Raw genomic sequence first — 17,016 nt, 5'->3', positions numbered from 1 at the left:
GTCACGGACTCGGCCCGACAATCAGTCATGTGACGTCCTCGTTCGAGTTCCACACGTATCCCGCGCGGCTGTCCGACGCCGAGCGCGACCGTGTGCTCGCGGTCCTCAGAGAAGGGGCGGCACAGGGAAAACTGTCGCACGACACCTTCATACGCCGCATGGACCTGGCGCTGGCCGCGCGCAGGTCCGAGGAGCTGGCGGTGCTCACCGCCGACCTGGACACGGACGGCCGCTGGGCGCGGCGGGTGTTCGGCGCGGTGGGCCGGGCGTCGGCGTTCTCCGCACGACTGCGGCGGGCCTGGCAGATCGAGCGGCTGCCGAAGCTGCTGCTGCCCGATCCGGGCCCCGCGCCGCTGCGTATCGGCCGCGATCCGATGAACGGGCTCCGGCTCAGCGACGACACCGTCTCCCGGCTGCACGCCGAGCTGATGATGCAGGGTGGTCGGTGGGTGCTGCGGGATCTGGGATCGACGAACGGGACGACGGTGAACGGTCGCCGGGTGACGGGGACGGTGGTCGTGCGGGACGGCGACATGGTGAGCTTCGGCCAGCTGAGCTTCCGCCTGGCGTCGCACTGACCCCTGGCTGCGGGTGGGTGGGTGTCCTCAATCGCCGGACGGGCTTGAGGTGCGTGCGGGCAGTTGGTTCGTGAAGCTGGACCGTTGATTTCAGCCGGGCGGCGGACAACGAAGCCGTCCGGCGATTGAGGACACCACCGGCCGACGGGTGAGAACCAAGCCCGTCCGGCGATTGAGGACACAGAACCAGCCCGTCCGGCGATTGAGGACAACCGCCCGTCGGCGCAGCTACTCGCGGCGTGACAGCAGCGCCACCGGGCTTGCCGAGAGGAGGTCCGTCAGGGAGATCGGGCCGCCAGGGAACTCGCGGTCCGGGGACAGTGCGTCCGTCCAGCGGCCCGCCGGCAGTTCCAGCACCGTGCCCGACCAGCCGCCCGACGCCGCCAGGCGCAGGGACAGGCGCGTGACCGCCGAGATCACCTCGCCCGAGCGGGAGAACGCCGTGCAGTGGTCCGCCGCCGGCCCCGTCGCCGCCAGCGGGGCGTACGTCGCCGACTCCGCGAAGGCGTGCGGGCGTTCGCGGCGCAGCCGAAGCGCCGCCACCGTGAGCACCGTCTTCTCGTCCGGCGGCCCGGTACGGAAGCGTTCGCGGTTGTCCGGGTCGACCAGGGCCAGATACTCCCGCTCCGTCCGCTGGTAGATGTCCGGCACCCCCGGCATCGTCAGGTGCAGCAGCGCCGCCCCGAGGGCGTTCGCCCGTACGTGCGGGGCGAGTTCGCGGGCCAGGCGGGTCACCGCCTCGCGCGGCCGGCCCGCCGGGCCGGCCGTGACGAAGTCCCGTACCGCCTGTTCGTACACCGGGTCCTGCTCCGTCCAGCTGGTGTGCAGCCCCGCCTCCCGCACGGACTTGAGCAGCGCCGGCTCCATCCGGGCGCCGTCCGGCGGTGCTTCCACCGGGGTGAAGCCGATGGCCGTCTGCCAAGCCTGCCAGGCCAGTTGGGCGTCCGGCGCGGCGACCCCCGCCAACTGCCGCAGCAGCGCCTCCCACCGGTCGGGGCACTCGGACAGGACGGCGATCCTGGCCCGTACGTCCGCGCTGCGCTTGGTGTCGTGCGTGGTCAGTACGGTGCCGGTGGCCGGCCAGTCGCGGGCCAGCCGGGCGCAGTAGTCGTGGAAGCGCTCGGGGCTCACCGCGGGCCGTCCCGGGTCGCCGCCGACCTCGTTCGCGGACAGCAGCGGCACATGGCGGTAGAACGCCGTGTCCTCCACGGCCTTGGCACGCAGCGCGGACGACGTCTGGGCGAAGCGCGCGCAGAACGCCGCCCGGTCGGGGTCGCCGCCGAGCCTGCCGAGCGCCAGCTCCCGTACGACGTCGACGGCCGCCGCCTCCTCCGGCACGGCGAACGCCGCCCTCGCCTGCCGCGCCGCCTCCTGCGACACCGCGGCCTCGTCGGACTTCCGGCACGTCCCGCCCGCGACGGCGTACGGCCGGTAGACGGGCACCCGCACCAGCAGCTCCCGGATCGCCGTCCGCAGCGCCCACGGCGCGTGGTCGCGCAGTGTGACGTCCGCCGCGCAGATCCGTTCCGCGATCCGGGCCAGCGCGTTGGTCTCGGCGGCCAGCTCGTCGATGACGACCTTGTACATCGCGCGCCGCACGGTCGCTTCCCAGTAGCCGCCCCGGTCGCCCGCCGGTCCGGCGAAGTCCCGGAAACGGTGGGCAAGTTCGACGGCGCCGGCCGGGTCGGTGAACAGCCCGTCGATGTGGTGCAGCGCGTCGTAGCCCGTCGTCCCGGCCACCGGCCAGCTCGCGGGCAGCGGTTCGTCACCGGTGAGGATCTTCTCCACGACCGTCCAACAGGCTCCGCCCGTGGCCTCGTTGAGCCGTCGCAGATACTCCTCGGGGTCGGCCAGACCGTCCGGATGGTCGATGCGCAGACCGTCGACGACGCCGTCCCGCACCAGTTCGAGGATCTTGGCATGGGTCGCCGTGAAGACCTCGGGGTCCTCCACCCGCACCCCGATCAGCTCCGAAATGGTGAAGAAGCGGCGGTAGTTGAGTTCGGTGCGGCCCAGCCGCCACCAGGCGGGCCGGTAGTGCTGGGCGTCCAGGAGCGCGGGCAGCGGCAGCTCCTCCGTGCCGGCGGCGAGCGGGAACCGCTGGTCGCCGTGGTGCAGCATGCCGTCCTCGACGCGGAGTTCGGCGAGTTCACCACCCACCGGACCCGGCAGCACCGGCAGCAGCAGCTTTCCGCCGCCCGCCTCCCAGTCGATGTCGAACCATCGCGCGTACGGGGACGCCGGACCCTCCCGCAGCACCTCCCACAGGGCCCTGTTGTGCCGGGGCGCGGTCGCCATGTGGTTGGGGACGATGTCGAGGACGATCCCGAGCCCGTACTCGCGCGCCCGGTCGGCGAGCTGCCGCAGCCCCTCCTCGCCGCCCAGTTCGGCGCGCACGCGCGTGTGGTCGACGACGTCGTAGCCGTGGGTCGAGCCCGGCACGGCCTCCAGCACCGGTGACAGATGCAGATGCGATACGCCGAGCGCGGCCACGTACGGCACGGCCTTGGCGGCGGCGGCGAACGGGAAGTCCGGCTGGAGCTGGAGTCGGTAGGTGGCAGAGGGGGTCATGCGAACGTACGTACCCCGCTGAGCGGCATGTGTGTCATCCGCTCATGCATTCGGCAGTCCGTACGCGATCAAGCGTCCCGAAACACCACGACACGCCACGGACGACACGCGAAGGGGCGGGGGTACGTGTCCCCGTACCCCCGCCCCGGCCGCTTCCGTACCGTTCCCGGCCTACACCGACCGCATCAGCACCGTCAGGCTGCGGCCGATCATCGTGATCCGCTCGCCCGCGTCCACCTTCGGGCCGTCGCCCGGCGGCACGCCCTCCGGGCGGGCCGTGTCCACGACGACCCGCCACTGGCTGCCGTGGTTCGCGGGCACGGCGAATTCCAGCGTCTGGGCGCTCGCGTTGAACATCAGCAGGAACGAGTCGTCGGAGATCCGCTCGCCGCGCGGTCCCGGCTCCGAGATGGCCTGACCGTTCAGGAAGACCGTCATGGCCTTCGCGTCGGTCGCCTGCCAGTCGCCCTGGTCCATCTCTTCACCCTCAGGGGTGAACCAGGAGATGTCCGACAGCTCGTCGTGCGTCCCCTCCACCGGACGGCCGTGGAAGAACCGCCGCCGCCGGAAGACCGGATGGTCCCGGCGCAGCCAGACCATGGTCTGGGTGAAGGCCAGCAGGCCCTTGTCCTTCTCGTCGCCCTTCTCGGGCCAGTGCACCCAGGCGACCTCGTTGTCCTGGCAGTACGCGTTGTTGTTGCCGCCCTGCGTACGGCCGAACTCGTCGCCGTGGCTGAGCATCGGCACGCCCTGGGACAGCATCAGCGTCGCGATGAAGTTGCGCACCTGACGGTCGCGCAGCTCCAGCACCTCGGGATCGTCGGTCTCTCCCTCCACGCCGCAGTTCCACGAACGGTTGTGGCTCTCGCCGTCCCTGTTGCCCTCGCCGTTCGCCTCGTTGTGCTTGTCGTTGTAGGCGACAAGGTCGTGCAGGGTGAAGCCGTCGTGGCAGGTGGTGAAGTTGATGGACGCCAGTGGGCGCCGCCCGTCGTCCTGGTACAGATCGGACGACCCGGTGAGCCGGGAGGCGAACTCCGCCAGGGTGCGCGGCTCGCCCCGCCACAGGTCGCGGACCGTGTCGCGGTACTTGCCGTTCCACTCGGTCCACAGCGGCGGGAAGTTCCCCACCTGGTAGCCGCCCTCGCCCACGTCCCACGGCTCGGCGATCAGCTTCACCTGACTGACCACCGGGTCCTGCTGGACCAGGTCGAAGAACGACGACAGCCGGTCCACCTCGTGGAACTGGCGGGCCAGTGTCGCGGCGAGGTCGAAGCGGAAGCCGTCGACATGCATCTCCTCCACCCAGTACCGCAGCGAGTCCATGATCAGCTGGAGCACGTGCGGACTGCGCATCAGGAGAGAGTTGCCGGTGCCGGTGGTGTCCGTGTAGTAGCGGGGGTTGTCGGCGCCGAGACGGTAGTAGGAGGCGTTGTCGAGGCCCCTGAAGGAGAGCGTCGGGCCCAGATGGTTGCCCTCGGCCGTGTGGTTGTAGACGACGTCGAGGATCACCTCGATGCCCGCCTCGTGCAGCGCCTTCACCGCCTGCTTGAACTCCAGCACCTGCTCGCCCCGGTCTCCCCAGGAGGCGTAGGTGTTGTGCGGGGCGAAGAAGCCGATGGTGTTGTAGCCCCAGTAGTTGTTGAGTCCGGCGTCCACCAGCCGGTGGTCGTTCACGAACTGGTGCACCGGCATTATTTCCAGCGCGGTGACGCCCAGCTCGGTCAGGTGCTCGATGACCGCCGGATGGGCGAGCCCCGCGTACGTACCGCGCAGCTCCTCCGGCAGGTCCGGGTGCAGCATCGTCAGGCCCTTCACATGGGCCTCGTAGATGACGGTGCGGTGGTAGTCGGTACGCGGGCGGCGGTCGTCGCCCCAGTCGAAGTACGGGTTGACGACGACGGCCGTCATCGTGTGCGGGGCCGAGTCCATGTCGTTGCGGGAGTCCGGCTTGCCGAAGTGGTAGCCGTACACCGACTCGTTCCAGTCGATGCTGCCGCTGATCGCGCGGGCGTACGGGTCGAGGAGCAGCTTCGCCGAATTGCAGCGCTGCCCGCTCGCGGGCTCGTACGGCCCGTGGACCCGGAAGCCGTACCGCTGGCCGGGCATGATGCCCGGCAGGTAGGCGTGCCGGACGAAGGCGTCCGCCTCGCGGAGTTCCACCGCCGTTTCTGAACCGTCGTCGTGCAGCAGGCACAACTCGATCCGGTGCGCGGCCTCTGAGTAGACCGCGAAGTTGGTACCGGCGCCGTCGTACGTGGCGCCGAGGGGATACGTCTGTCCCGGCCAGACCTGCATAGATTGACTCTTCCACTTCTGATCCGGGTGCTGGGGGGCCTTGCTTGACCAGATACTCCCCGAAAGACGCTCAACCTCCTAGGAGGCCGGTGCGGAAGCCGGGCCGGAAGGGGTCGGTCGGGCGGAGCGGGTCAACTTCGGGTTCTCGGCCCGTCACCCCGTTGCCGGACCGTGTCCCACGTCGCATATGGCCGGATTCAGACCATACGCCTCCCCTTGGTCGACCATCCGTCACCAGGCCCAATCCCTATGAAACATCCCACTCCGGCCGAGATCGGCACACAGAACGCCCGCACGCCCCACAGGAGTTGAGAAACCAGCCTGTCCATCCGGCTGCACCTCCTCCCCAATGCGCAGTACCCTTCCTTGATCGTTGAAAGGGGAGGGAAGGCGGTGCGCGGGTGAGCTCGGGAGGGCTGGAGCTACCCCCAGGTGACCCTGGTCACGAGGGGGTTTCCGGCGACATCCCGCCCGGAGCGGTCTCCCTCGCACGGCCGATGGAGATCGGGGCGGAGCTGGACTGGGGTCCGGAGGCATGGACCGAGGTGCGTACGCGCGCGCAGCGGGCCGGCCGGGCCTATATCTGGCTGAATCTGGTCGAACAACGGCTCCGTGCCGTCGTCTCGGCGATCCTCAAACCCATCTACGAGCCGGTGCACGGCGACGAATGGGTGGTGGCCGCCGCCGGACCGGCGGGGCAGGAGTGGGTCCAGCGCGCCGTCGCCGTACGGGAGGTCTCCCGCCGCAAGGGCTATCTGCTCGACCCGGCCGACGACAACGTCCTGAGCTTCCTCACGCTCCCGCAGCTGCGGGAGCTGATGGTGCAGCACTGGCCGGGCTTCCAGCCGTACTTCGACGACCGCCGCGACGTCGAGCTGGCCCTGGACGAGCTGGAGGTGGCCCGTAACGTCGTCTCCCGCAACCGGGCGCTCTCCGAGGCCGTCCTCGCGCAGGCCGAGCGGGCCTCGGCGCGGCTGCTGGAGATCCTGGGCAGCGGAACGGCCGTGCCGTCCGCCGACCGGCTCCGGGTGGACGCCGTGGAGGACCTGGTCGGCGACCGGTACGCGGACGTGGTCTCCGTCCACCCCGACCGGGTGCGGCTCCAGCGGCAGATCCCCGCCGAGGACCTCTTCGGCGGCGCCCGGCGCCTCGACGCGGTCGGGATAGGCCTGAACCTCCTCGTGCAGAACTTCTCCGGCCGGCGCCTCGTACGGCTCGCCGAGTCCGGCTGCCGGATACGGCTGCTCTTCCTGAACCCGGCCAGCAGCTCGGTCAAGCGCCGCGAGCGCGAACTGGGTCTCAAGAAGGGCGAGCTGAGCCGCTCCGTGGAGATGAACATCCTCCATATGCGCCGGGTCCGCTCCCGGCTCCGTGACCCGGGCGCCTTCGAGATCCACGTCTTCGACGAGACCCCCCGCTTCACCGCGTACCTGGTCGACGGGGACGGGTCGGACGGGCTCGCGGTCGTGCAGTCCTATCTGAGACGGGCGCGCGGCATGGAGGCGCCGGTGCTGGTGCTGCGGGGCGCGGGGCGCGACGTCGTCAGGGTCGGCCAGGACACGGAACACGGTCTGTTCCAGACCTACCGGGAGGAGTTCGAGTCGGTGTGGACCGACTCACGCCCCGTCTCCTGACGGCGTGGAAGCGCGTTGACGTGCTGAAGGCGCGTCAACGCTCCACCGGGCGTTGTCAGTGCCGCGTGCGAAGGTGAATGTCGAACGGGGAGAAAGCGTGAAGGAGGACCGGGATGGGCTGGCACGGGGAGCCGTTGGTCGGATTCGATCTGGAGACGACCGGTACGGAGCCGCTGGAGGCGCGCATCGTGACGGCCGCGGTGATCGCGGTGCGCGACGGCGCGGTGGAGGAGCGGCGGGACTGGCTGGCCGATCCGGGCATCCGGATCCCGGAGCAGGCGTCCGCGATCCACGGGGTCACCAGCGAGCGGGCGTCGGCCGAGGGCCGGCCCGCGCGTGAGGTGGCCGACGAGATCGCGGCCGCGCTGGCCGGGTACTGGACGCGGGGCGTGCCCGTCGTGGCGTACAACGCGTCGTTCGATCTGACGCTGCTCGCGGCGGAGCTGGCGCGGCACCGGCTGCCGTCGCTGAACGAACGGGTGGGCGGCGGGCCGATCGGCCCGGTGATCGATCCGTACACGATCGATCGCGCCGTCGACAAGTACCGGCGTGGCAAGCGGAATCTGGAAGCGGTCTGCACCGAGTACGGGGTGGTGCTGGACAGCGCGCACAACGCGGGCGCGGACGCGCTGGCGGCCGTGCGGGTGGCGACGGCGATAGCGGGCCGCCACCGCCAGGTCGGCGCCCTCACGGCGGCGGCGCTGCACGAGCGGCAGATCGCCTGGTACGCGGAGTGGGCGGCGGACTTCCAGGGCTTCCTGCGCCGCAAGGGCAACACGGACGCGGTGGTCGACGCGGACTGGCCGCTGCGCGAGCTGGTCCCGGCGGCGGGCTGATCCCGCCCGACCGGGCCCGCCCGGCGGACGGTTCGCCCCGCCGCCTGCCGGGCGAGCGCGGCCAACTCCTCGCTCGCGGCGCGCGTCAGCCATGCCGCCTCGGGTCCGGGGAGAGGTGTCGCCGATCCGCGTGATCCCCGGCCTCGTCCGGTCACCCGCGCGAGCATCCCCGTCTCCGCCGTCAGGCCCCCGCCGTCTGTCACCCCCCGGTGATCCGGTGGGGTGGTGTGCGGCACGGGCCCCCGTGTTCCCGGACGGCCGGTCAAGGCTCCTCCGGCGACCGGGGAGAGAACGCACAGCACGTCAGAAGGGGTACCAGCGGACCTCGGGATCGTCGTCGCGCAGCGACGCGACACGGCGGCGGAACTCCGCGAGCGCCTTCGGGTTCGTCGGGGCGTGCTGCGCCACCCACGCGCAGCTCGCCGTCTCGCGGGCGCCTCGCAGCACGGCGCAGCCGGACCAGTCGCGTACGTCCCAGCCGTAGGCGTCCGTGAAGGTGTCGTACGCCTGCGGGGACATGCCGTACCGGTCGCGGGAGAGCGCCATCACCACCAGGTCGTGCTCGCGCAGATCGGTGGAGAACGTTTCCAGATCGACCAGGACCGGTCCGTCCGGGCCGACATGGACGTTGCGGGGGAGCGCGTCGCCGTGGATCGGGCCGGGCGCGAGGTGCGGGGTGAGCGCCGCCGCGGCGGTGGCGAAGCCGTCCCTGCGCGCACGCAGAAAGCCGGCGTCGGCCGGGTCGATGGCGTCCTCCGCGATCCGCAGCCACCGCTCCACGCCGCCGAGCAACTCCCTGCGGGGCAGCTCGAACGGCGGCGCGGGCAGCGCGTGGACGAGCCGGAGCAGGGTGGCCAGATCGGCCGGGCCCGCGGGGCGTACGGCGTCGGGCAGCCGCCGCCAGAGGGTCACCGGGTGGCCGTCCACCGTACGGGCCTTGGGCTCGGCCGGCCGGACCGCCGGGACGCCGCTCTCCGCGAGCCAGCCGGCGACGGCCAGTTCACGCTCGGCGCGCTCCAGCAGTTCCGGTGCGGCGGCGAGGCTCCGGCCGACCTTGACGACCAGGCCGCCGGTCGCGAACACCGCGTTCTCGCCCAGCGCCAGCAGCTCCGCGCCGTGCGACGGCCCCTGCGCCAGTCCCGTGGCGCCGAGTACGGCGCGCGCCTGTGTCTCGTCCATCGAACTCTCCCGTGAGTCTCCCGCCGTCCCCAAGTCTCGCATCCGCGCAGGCTGGGTTGACGAACCCGTCGCTCGTCAGCACGATGACGGGGGCCGCCGGGGCGGCCATCCCCACAAAGCCGCCCGAAGGAGCCGAATCCGTGACACTGGCGACCGCGAAGGCGCGGTCCGGAAGAGGCACACCGCAGGGCGCGCCACGGCGGGAGAAGGTGATCGACCGCGGCGCCTGGTTCCTGGTGCTGCCGGCCCTCATACCCATCCTGGTACTCAGCGTCGGCCCGCTGCTCTACGGCATCGTCCTGGCGTTCACCGACGCGCAGTCCGGCCGCACCGAGCCCACCGAGTGGATCGGCACGCTGAACTTCCAGGACCTGTACCACGACACACTCTTCTGGGAGTCCTTCCGGATCGGCCTGCTGTGGGCCGTCGGTGTCACCGTCCCGCAGTTCGTGCTCGCGCTCGGCCTCGCCCTTCTGCTCAACCAGCGGCTCCGCTTCCGCTGGCTCGCGCGGGCCCTGGCGATCATCCCCTGGGCCATGCCCGAGGTCGTCGTCGGCATCATGTGGCGTCTCGTCTACAACGCCGACGCCGGAATCCTCAACGAGACGATCCGCGACTTCGGCCTCGGTGACGGCCGCGACTGGCTCACCGGCCTGGCCACCGCACTGCCCGCCGTGATCGTCGTGGGGATCTGGGCGGGTATGCCGCAGACCACCGTCGCGCTGCTCGCCGGACTCCAGAACACCCCGGACGAACTGCACGAGGCGGCGGCGCTGGACGGCGCGGGCGCCTGGCGCCGGTTCCGTACCGTCACCTGGCCCGCGCTCAAGCCGGTCGCCCTCGCCATCACGGCGCTCAACTTCATCTGGAACTTCAACTCCTTCGCCCTGGTCTACGTGCTGACCAGCGGCGGCCCCGGCGGCCGGACCCGACTGCCCATGCTCTTCGCCTACGAAGAGGCGTTCCGCTACGGGCAGTTCGGCTACGCCGCCGCCATGGGCTGCGTCATGGTCGCCGTGATCTCGGTCCTGCTCGCCTTCTACCTGGTGGGACGTCTCAAGTCGGGGGAGGAGAAATGAGTCCGCGCACCAGCAGGCCGGCGCGCGCCGGGCAGTACCTCGCGCTCCTCTGCTATCTGGTCTTTCTCGCCTTCCCGTTCCTGTGGCTGATCTCCACCGCCTTCAAACCGGCGCGTGAGCTGGGCAGTCTGCACCCCACCTGGATACCCGACAGCCCGACCCTGGAGAACTTCCGGCAGGCGTTCGACGAGCAGCCGCTCCTCAGGGCCGCCGGCAACAGCCTCACCGTCGCGCTCTCCGCGTCCCTGATCGCCGTCGTCATCGCGACGCCGATGGCCTATGTGATGGCCCGGCAGCGCAGCAGGCTCGCGACGGCGGCGACCGGCTGGGTCGTGGTCAGCCAGGCGTTCCCGTTCGTCCTGGTGATCATCCCGCTCTTCCTCGTACTGAAGAACCTCCACCTGATCAACTCGCTGCTCGGGCTGATCATGGTGTACGTGGTGTGGTCGCTGCCGTTCGCGCTCTGGATGCTGGTCGGTTACGTCCGGGCCGTACCAGCCGAGCTGGAGGAGGCGGCGGCCGTCGACGGCGCAGGCCGGCTCCGTACCCTTGTCTCCGTCACGGCCCCGCTGCTGGCGCCGGGCATCGTCGCCACCGCGATGTTCGCCTTCATCACGGCGTGGAACGAGTTCTTCTTCGCGCTCGTCCTGCTCAAGTCCCCGGAGAAGCAGACCCTGCCGGTGATCCTCACCCACTTCCTCGGCGCCGAGGGCGTCGCCGGCCTGGGGCCGCTCGCGGCGGCGGCGTTCCTCGCGACGATCCCCTCCCTCGTCATCTTCGCGATCATCCAACGACGGATCACGGGCGGCATGCTCGCCGGGGCGGTGAAGACCTGATGCGTACCAGGACCCTGACGGGTACGAGAAGGCTGACGGCCGCCGCGGCGGCCACCCTTCTGCTGCTCACCGGCTGCTCCGGCTCCGGCGGCGACGGCGAGTCGCCGGACGGCCGGATCACCCTGCGCTTCCAGTCGCTGGCCTGGCAGGACGAATCGGTCCAGGTCAACAAGGAGCTGGTGAAGGAGTGGAACGCCACCCAACCCGGCGTCCGGGTCGAGTACGTGCAGGGGAGCTGGGACAGCGTCCACGACCAGCTGCTCACCTCCTTCGAAGGCGGTGAGGCGCCCGACATCATCCATGACGCCTCGGACGACCTCGCCGACTTCGCGTACGGCGGCTATCTCGCCGACCTCGACGCGCTGCTGCCCGACCGGCTGAAGCGGGACATCCCGGAACGCAGCTGGGAGACCACGGAGTTCGGCGACGGGGTGTACGGCGTGCCGTACCTCCAGGAGCCGCGCGTGCTGATCGCCAACAAGAAGATCCTGGAAGCCTCCGGCGTGCGGATCCCGACCGTCGAGAAGCCGTGGACCTGGGCCGAGTTCAGGGCGGCCACCAAGGAACTCACGGCGCCAGAAGGACGCGAGCCCGGTGCCGGGCAGGCGGAGTACGGGGTGGCCTGGCCGCTCAAGGACCCGGTCTCCGCGACGCTCAACCTCAGCCGGTCCACCGGCGGGCAGCTCTTCCACCGGGGCGCCGACGACAAGGTGACGATTCGGTACACCGACGCTGACGCCGAGGTCCCCGCCGTCATCCACCACCAGGTCAACAGCGACGGCAGCGCGTCGGGCGCCACGCTCGGCATGGGCGGTTCGGACACGCTGCCGGGGTTCTTCGGGGGCAAGTACGCGATGGTGCCGCTCGGGTTCTCCTACCGGCAGCAGATCATCCAGCAGGCGCCCGAGGACTTCGAGTGGACGGTGCTGCCGGCCCCCGCCGGGGCCGACGGCGCGACGCAGGGCGTCAGCCCGCAGACCCTGTCGGTCGCCGAGGACACGCCTCACAAGAAGGAGGCGGTGGCCTTCATCGACTTCCTGCTCCAGCCCGAGAACATGGTCCGCCTCGCCCGGGGCGACTGGATGCTGCCCACCGGTACGGCGGCGCTCGCCGACCCGTCCCTGCACACCCCGAAGCACGGCTGGGGGACCGGCGCCGCCCTCGCCCGCGAACTGCTGTCGGCGCCCGCGCAGTCGGTGCGCGGCTACCCGGAGTGGAAGGACAAGGTCGCGACGCCGGCGCTCCAGGAGTACTACAGCGGCGCGATCGACCGCGCGGAGCTGGAGAAACGGCTGGTGAAGGACGGCAACCTGGTGCTGGCCCGCTACCAGCGCTGAGGCGTGTGCGCGGTACGGCGCCGGTCACGGACCGTCCCTCAGGCCGTACCCGCGAGGCCGACGACATTGCCCTCGGGGTCGGCGAAGTGCCCGACCACCAGGGCGCCGGGCCCGGGCCGCGCGGGCCCGGGCCCATCCGGCGTGCATGTCACTCGTGCCCCGGCGGCCGGACCACTCTCCACGCCCCCTTCCCGTGCCGGGGGGAAATATCGGTTGTGGGAGACGATCCGGTCCGTCTAGCGTCCGGGGCATGGGTAGCAACTTCATGGCGATCGTGAACACCGGCTCCGTCCGGGGCTCCGTCGCCGCCTTTTCCCGGCTGCGGCGCGTCCCCGGCGCCCTGACCGGTCCTGGGATCTCCGACCGCTGACTTCCAGCGCTCCCCGCGCGCACCGACCCGCGATCCTTCACGGTCCTCCGTGATGCGTGATCCGTGATCCGTGCGCCGCCCCACCCTGCTCCGGTCAGGGCCTTCGTCTGCCCACGAAGCCCTTTCAGGAGACAGGACGCAGGCCATGGCCCGCAGCCGGCAGCACCGCCGATCCCGCACGCTCTCGCAGAACTTCCTCACCGACCGCGCCACCGTGGCCCGATTCGTACGCGCCGCCCGCCCCGACCCCGCCGGGCTGCTGCTCGAAGCCGGCCCCGGGAAAGGCGCGCTGACCACCGCGCTCGCACCGCACTGCCGCGAGCTGCGCGCGTACGAGATCGACCCCGGGCTCGTCCCGGAACTCCGCTCCACCCTCGCCGCCACACCCCATGTGCGGGTGTACGAGCGGGACTTCGTCACCGTGAGCCCGCCACGCGAGCCCTTCGCCGTGGTCGGCAACGTGCCCTTCTCGCGTACCGCCGACATCGTCGACTGGTGTCTGCGCGCGCCCTCGCTGACCGACGCCACGCTCATCACCCAGCTCGAATACGCGCGCAAGCGCACCGGGGACTTCGGGCGCTGGTCGCTGCGGACGGTCGAGACGTGGCCGCACGTCGAATGGCGGCTGCTCGGCCGGATCGGACGGCGTGAGTTCCGGCCGGTGCCGAGCGTGGACGCGGGCATCCTGCGCGTCGAGCGGCGCCCGCGCCCACTGCTGCCCGCCGCCCAACTCGACGGCTACCGGCGGCTGGTCGAGGCGGGCTTCACCGGAATCGGCGGGTCGCTGTACGCGTCGCTGCACCGGGCCGGCCACCCGCGCCGGCGGCTCGACGAGGCGTTCTGCGCGGCGGGTGTCGACCGCGCGGAGATCGTCGCGTTCGTGCCGCCGGGTGCCTGGCTGACCCTGCACACGGTGCTGCGCCGCCGCTGAGCCCCCACCGGCGCCGTCCTGACATCAGACGAGACGTCTCGTCTCGTCTGATGCTAGGCTGTGCGTATGACGTCACGACAGCGCGCCCATATCGCCATGTTCTCCATCGCCGCCCACGGGCACGTGAACCCGAGCCTCGAAGTCATCCGGGAGCTCGTCGCCCGGGGGCATCGCGTCAGCTACGCCATCCCGGCCTCCTTCGCCGAGAAGGTCGCCGCCACCGGCGCCGAGCCGGTGATCTACACCTCCACCCTGCCGATGGACGACGACCCCGACGCGTGGGGCACCGAACTGGTCGACAATCTGGAGCCGTTCCTCACCGACGGGACGCAGGCGCTGCCCCAGCTGGCCGAGGCGTTCGAGGACGACCGCCCCGACCTCGTCATCAGCGACATCACGTCGTACCCGGCGCCGATCCTGGCCCACCGGTGGGGCGTCCCGTACCTCCAGCTCTCACCGAACATGGTCGCCTGGGACGGCTACGACGAGGAGGTCGCCGCTCCTCAGAACGCCCTGCTCGCCGAGTCCGAGCGGGGCCGGGCCTACCGCGCCCGTTTCCAGGCATGGCTCGACGAGAACGGCATGGACCTTCCCCTGGACCGGTTCGTCGTCCATCCCGACCGTGCGATCGTGCTGATCCCGAAGGCACTTCAGCTGTTCGCCGACCGGGTGGACGAGTCCGTCTACACCTTCGTCGGCGCGTGCCAGGGGGAGCGGGCCGACCAGGGGGAGTGGGAGCGGCCGGCCGGCGCCGAGAAGGTACTGCTGGTCTCCCTCGGATCGGCGAACACCAAGCAGCCCGACTTCTACCGCGCCTGTGTCGAGGCGTTCGGCGGCCTGCCCGGCTGGCATGTCGTGCTCCAGATCGGCTCGTTCGTCGATCCGTCCGAACTGGGCGAGATCCCCGGCAACATCGAGGTGCGTTCCTGGGTGCCTCAGCTCGCCATCCTCAAGAAGGCCGACGCGTTCATCACCCACGCGGGCGCCGGCGGCAGCCAGGAAGGGCTCGCGACCGGCACGCCGATGGTCGCCGTACCGCTGCTCGCCGACCAGTTCGGCAACGCCGACATGCTCGTCTCGCTCGGTGTCGCCCGTCGCCTGTCCATGGAGGACGTCACGGCCGAGGCGCTGCGCGAGGCGGTCACCGGACTCGTGGTGGACCCCGAAGTCGCCCGCAGGGGCCAGGAGATCAAGCGGGACATGGCGGAGGAGGGCGGCACGCGCCAGGCGGCCGACATCATCGAGGCCGCGCTGCCGGGGCGCTAGGGGGTGTCCGGACGCGGGGCCCACACGCCGCACGCCCGGCCGGCGGAGGCCGGCCGGGCGTGCGGTGCGTGCGGCGTACGGGGGAAGAGGCGCCTCAGATCCGTACGGGATCGGGCTGTTCGCCCGTCTTCCCGTACGTGTCGACCTCCGGCGCACCGTCGCCGCCGCCCGATTCCCCGCCCGTCTGCGCCTGCGCGACGACCGACTCGTCGTGCGTCAGGTCGGGCAGCCACCGCAGCCAGGAGGGGAAGTACCAGTTGCGCTCGTCGAGCAGCGCCATGACCGCCGGGAGCAGTACGCCCCGGATGATCGTCGCGTCGATCAGCACCGCTGCCGCCAGGCCGACGCCCATCTGCTTCATCGACTGCATCGACAGCGTCCCGAAGATGGCGAACACGGCGACCATGATCACTGCCGCGCTCGTCACCACGCCCGCCGTGGTCACCACTCCGTGGGTGATGGCCTCACGGGTGGTCAGACCCCGCATCCGCGCCTCGCGGATCCGCGACACCACGAAGACGTGGTAGTCCATCGACAGCCCGAAGAGGATCACGAACAGGAACAGCGGCAGCCAGGAGATGATCGCCCCGACGCCTTCGGCGCCGACCAGCGAAGCGCCCCAGCCGTGCTGGAAGACGGCGGTCAGGATGCCGTAGGCGGCGCCGACCGACAGCAGGTTCAGCACGATCGAGGTCACCGCGATCGTCAGCGACCTGAAGCAGAGCAGCATCAGTACGAAGGCGAAGACCACCACGAAGGCGAAGACCGGCGCCACCGCCCCGACCAGCTGGTCGTTGAAGTCCTTCGACCCGGCGACCTGGCCGGAGATCGGCGCTTCGACGCCGTCGACCGTGCCGAGCGTGGCGGGCCGTACGGTGTCCCGCAGCAGCTCCAGGCTCTTCTCGGCGCGGTTCTGGTCCGATCCGCCGACCAGCGGCACCTCGATGATCGCGACGTTCCGCTCGTCGTGCGTGACGATCTCGACGGGGCCTTCCGAGGCACCCGAACCGACCGCCTGCGCCCGGAAGTCGGCGAGTGCCTGCCGTACGGGAGCGGCGTTGATGTCGTCCGCCCGCACCACGACCTCGGCCGGTTCCGCGCCTCCCGGGAAGGCCTCGTTGACCCGCTCGTACGTCTGGACGATGGGCAGCGAGTCGCCGAACTCCTGGTCCAGCGTGAAGTTCTGCGTCTGCATGCCGACGGCCGGCAACGCGATCGCGACGAGCGCGCCCGCGGCGACCGCCAGCGCGGTCTTCGGCCGGTGCAGTACGCGGCCGAGCACCGCACGCCAGAACCGGCTCTCGCCGCTCCCGCCACCACCGACACCGCTCCCGCCACCACCGACGGCGCCGGCCGCCGCCGCACGCTGCTTCTTCGACTGCTTGAGGCGGTTCAGGAACGGCACCCGGCCCCGCTCCACCCGCTCGCCGAGCAGCGACAGCAGCGCGGGCAGCACCGTCACCGAACCGACCATCGCCACCGCGACGACCATCAGGGACGCCAGCCCCATCGCCTTGAACTCGGCCAGCCCGGTGAAGAGCATGCCCGCCATGGCGACACAGACAGTGACACCGGAGACGATGACGGCCCGGCCGCTCGTCGCCGCGGCGATCCGCAGCGCCGTCTCCGCGTCCCGGCCGGCCTCGCGCTCCTCGCGCTCACGCCGCAGATAGAACAGGCAGTAGTCGACGCCGACCGCCAGACCCACCAGCAGCATCACGGAGCTGGCCGTGTCGCTCATCGGCATGACATGGCTGACCACGCCCATGAGCCCCATCGTCGCCATGATGGCGGTGAGGGCCAGAACGACCGGCAGCAGCGCGGCGACCAGCGCGCCGAAGGCGATCAGCAGAATGCCCAGCGCCACCGGCACGGCGGAGATCTCCGCCTGCTTGAAGTCGTCGCCGAACGCCTCGTCGAAGGTCTTGTTCATGCTGGCGCCGCCGATCTCCGCGATCCGCAGCGTGTCCTCGTGCTTGTCCTGCACGCCCTCGACGGCCTTGAGCACCGTCTCCACGCGCTCGCTCGAAGTCTCCGGATCACCGCGCATGTTGAACTGCACCAGCGCGCTGCGGCCGTCCTTCGAGATGGTCTTCGTGTCGTA

Annotated in this window: 12 protein-coding genes; 8 read left to right on the top strand and 4 right to left on the bottom strand. The window is 71.0% G+C overall.

The genetic code is table 11. The features are described from left to right. Window positions 1–29 precede the first annotated feature (29 nt). Window positions 30–578 (top strand): DUF1707 and FHA domain-containing protein, encoded by a 549-nt coding sequence (locus GXP76_RS15355; RefSeq protein ID WP_242572069.1) that lies wholly within the window; start codon window positions 30–32, stop codon window positions 576–578. A 228-nt stretch (window positions 579–806) separates the two neighbouring features. Here the strand turns inward: GXP76_RS15355 and treY are convergent, their stop codons facing one another. Together treY and glgX are read right to left on the bottom strand one after the other, a co-directional pair. Next, a complete protein-coding gene (gene treY / locus GXP76_RS15350) occupies window positions 807–3,149 on the bottom strand; it encodes a malto-oligosyltrehalose synthase (RefSeq protein WP_242572068.1) in 2,343 nt (780 codons plus the stop codon). 171 nt (window positions 3,150–3,320) lie between these two features. After that, the gene (glgX, locus tag GXP76_RS15345; protein WP_242572067.1) at window positions 3,321–5,444 is read right to left on the bottom strand and encodes a glycogen debranching protein GlgX; all 2,124 of its coding nucleotides are present in this window, start codon (window positions 5,442–5,444) and stop codon (window positions 3,321–3,323) included. Window positions 5,445–5,845: 401 nt separating this feature from the next. On the opposite strand from glgX, the gene GXP76_RS15340 reads away from it, so the two are divergent. Both GXP76_RS15340 and GXP76_RS15335 read left to right on the top strand, forming a co-directional pair. After that, window positions 5,846–7,078, top strand: a complete 1,233-nt coding sequence (locus GXP76_RS15340) for an SAV2148 family HEPN domain-containing protein (protein WP_078074464.1) — start codon at window positions 5,846–5,848, stop codon at window positions 7,076–7,078. Between the two features lie 113 nt (window positions 7,079–7,191). After that, on the top strand, window positions 7,192–7,914 hold the full coding sequence (locus GXP76_RS15335; RefSeq protein ID WP_242572066.1) for a 3'-5' exonuclease: 723 nt from the start codon (window positions 7,192–7,194) through the stop codon (window positions 7,912–7,914). A gap of 303 nt (window positions 7,915–8,217) precedes the next feature. Here GXP76_RS15335 and GXP76_RS15330 read toward each other — a convergent pair whose 3' ends face one another. Then, window positions 8,218–9,093: a phosphotransferase enzyme family protein gene (locus GXP76_RS15330; protein ID WP_242572065.1), complete on the bottom strand. Its 876-nt coding sequence runs from the start codon at window positions 9,091–9,093 to the stop codon at window positions 8,218–8,220. Between the two features lie 140 nt (window positions 9,094–9,233). On the opposite strand from GXP76_RS15330, the gene GXP76_RS15325 reads away from it, so the two are divergent. The 5 genes from GXP76_RS15325 to mgt all read left to right on the top strand — a co-directional run bounded on the left by GXP76_RS15325 (window position 9,234) and on the right by mgt (window position 14,912). Then, window positions 9,234–10,172, top strand: a complete 939-nt coding sequence (locus tag GXP76_RS15325; RefSeq protein WP_242572064.1) for a carbohydrate ABC transporter permease — start codon at window positions 9,234–9,236, stop codon at window positions 10,170–10,172. Then, window positions 10,169–11,008: a carbohydrate ABC transporter permease gene (locus GXP76_RS15320; RefSeq protein WP_242572063.1), complete on the top strand. Its 840-nt coding sequence runs from the start codon at window positions 10,169–10,171 to the stop codon at window positions 11,006–11,008. The genes GXP76_RS15325 and GXP76_RS15320 overlap by 4 nt, the downstream gene beginning before the upstream one ends. Further along, the gene (locus tag GXP76_RS15315; protein WP_242572062.1) at window positions 11,008–12,345 is read left to right on the top strand and encodes an ABC transporter substrate-binding protein; all 1,338 of its coding nucleotides are present in this window, start codon (window positions 11,008–11,010) and stop codon (window positions 12,343–12,345) included. The genes GXP76_RS15320 and GXP76_RS15315 overlap by 1 nt, the downstream gene beginning before the upstream one ends. Before the next feature lie 515 nt (window positions 12,346–12,860). Continuing rightward, complete coding sequence (gene erm, locus GXP76_RS15310) at window positions 12,861–13,646, top strand: ErmE/ErmH/ErmO/ErmR family 23S rRNA (adenine(2058)-N(6))-methyltransferase (RefSeq protein WP_242572061.1); 786 nt, start codon at window positions 12,861–12,863, stop codon at window positions 13,644–13,646. Window positions 13,647–13,712: 66 nt separating this feature from the next. Next, the gene (gene mgt / locus GXP76_RS15305; RefSeq protein WP_242572060.1) at window positions 13,713–14,912 is read left to right on the top strand and encodes a macrolide-inactivating glycosyltransferase; all 1,200 of its coding nucleotides are present in this window, start codon (window positions 13,713–13,715) and stop codon (window positions 14,910–14,912) included. A gap of 94 nt (window positions 14,913–15,006) precedes the next feature. Here mgt and GXP76_RS15300 read toward each other — a convergent pair. Next, a partial coding sequence (locus tag GXP76_RS15300; RefSeq protein ID WP_242572059.1) for an MMPL family transporter occupies window positions 15,007–17,016 on the bottom strand: 2,010 nt, incomplete at its 5' end.

This window comes from Streptomyces sp. NP-1717, assembly GCF_022695985.1.
In the GTDB taxonomy this organism is placed as follows: Bacteria; Actinomycetota; Actinomycetes; order Streptomycetales; family Streptomycetaceae; genus Streptomyces.
The sequence above is the reverse complement of the archived record's forward strand: the minus strand, read 5'-3'. Positions and strand labels throughout refer to the sequence as shown.

Bases quoted from the DNA above. Each gene is read 5' to 3' on its own strand.
- treY (WP_242572068.1), bottom strand. From the start codon at position 3,149: ATGACCCCCTCTGCCACCTACCGACTCCAGCTCCAGCCGGACTTCCCG.
- glgX (WP_242572067.1), bottom strand. From the start codon at position 5,444: ATGCAGGTCTGGCCGGGACAGACGTATCCCCTCGGCGCCACGTACGAC.
- GXP76_RS15335 (WP_242572066.1), top strand. From the start codon at position 7,192: ATGGGCTGGCACGGGGAGCCGTTGGTCGGATTCGATCTGGAGACGACC.
- GXP76_RS15330 (WP_242572065.1), bottom strand. From the start codon at position 9,093: ATGGACGAGACACAGGCGCGCGCCGTACTCGGCGCCACGGGACTGGCG.
- GXP76_RS15320 (WP_242572063.1), top strand. From the start codon at position 10,169: ATGAGTCCGCGCACCAGCAGGCCGGCGCGCGCCGGGCAGTACCTCGCG.
- GXP76_RS15315 (WP_242572062.1), top strand. From the start codon at position 11,008: ATGCGTACCAGGACCCTGACGGGTACGAGAAGGCTGACGGCCGCCGCG.
- erm (WP_242572061.1), top strand. From the start codon at position 12,861: ATGGCCCGCAGCCGGCAGCACCGCCGATCCCGCACGCTCTCGCAGAAC.
- mgt (WP_242572060.1), top strand. From the start codon at position 13,713: ATGACGTCACGACAGCGCGCCCATATCGCCATGTTCTCCATCGCCGCC.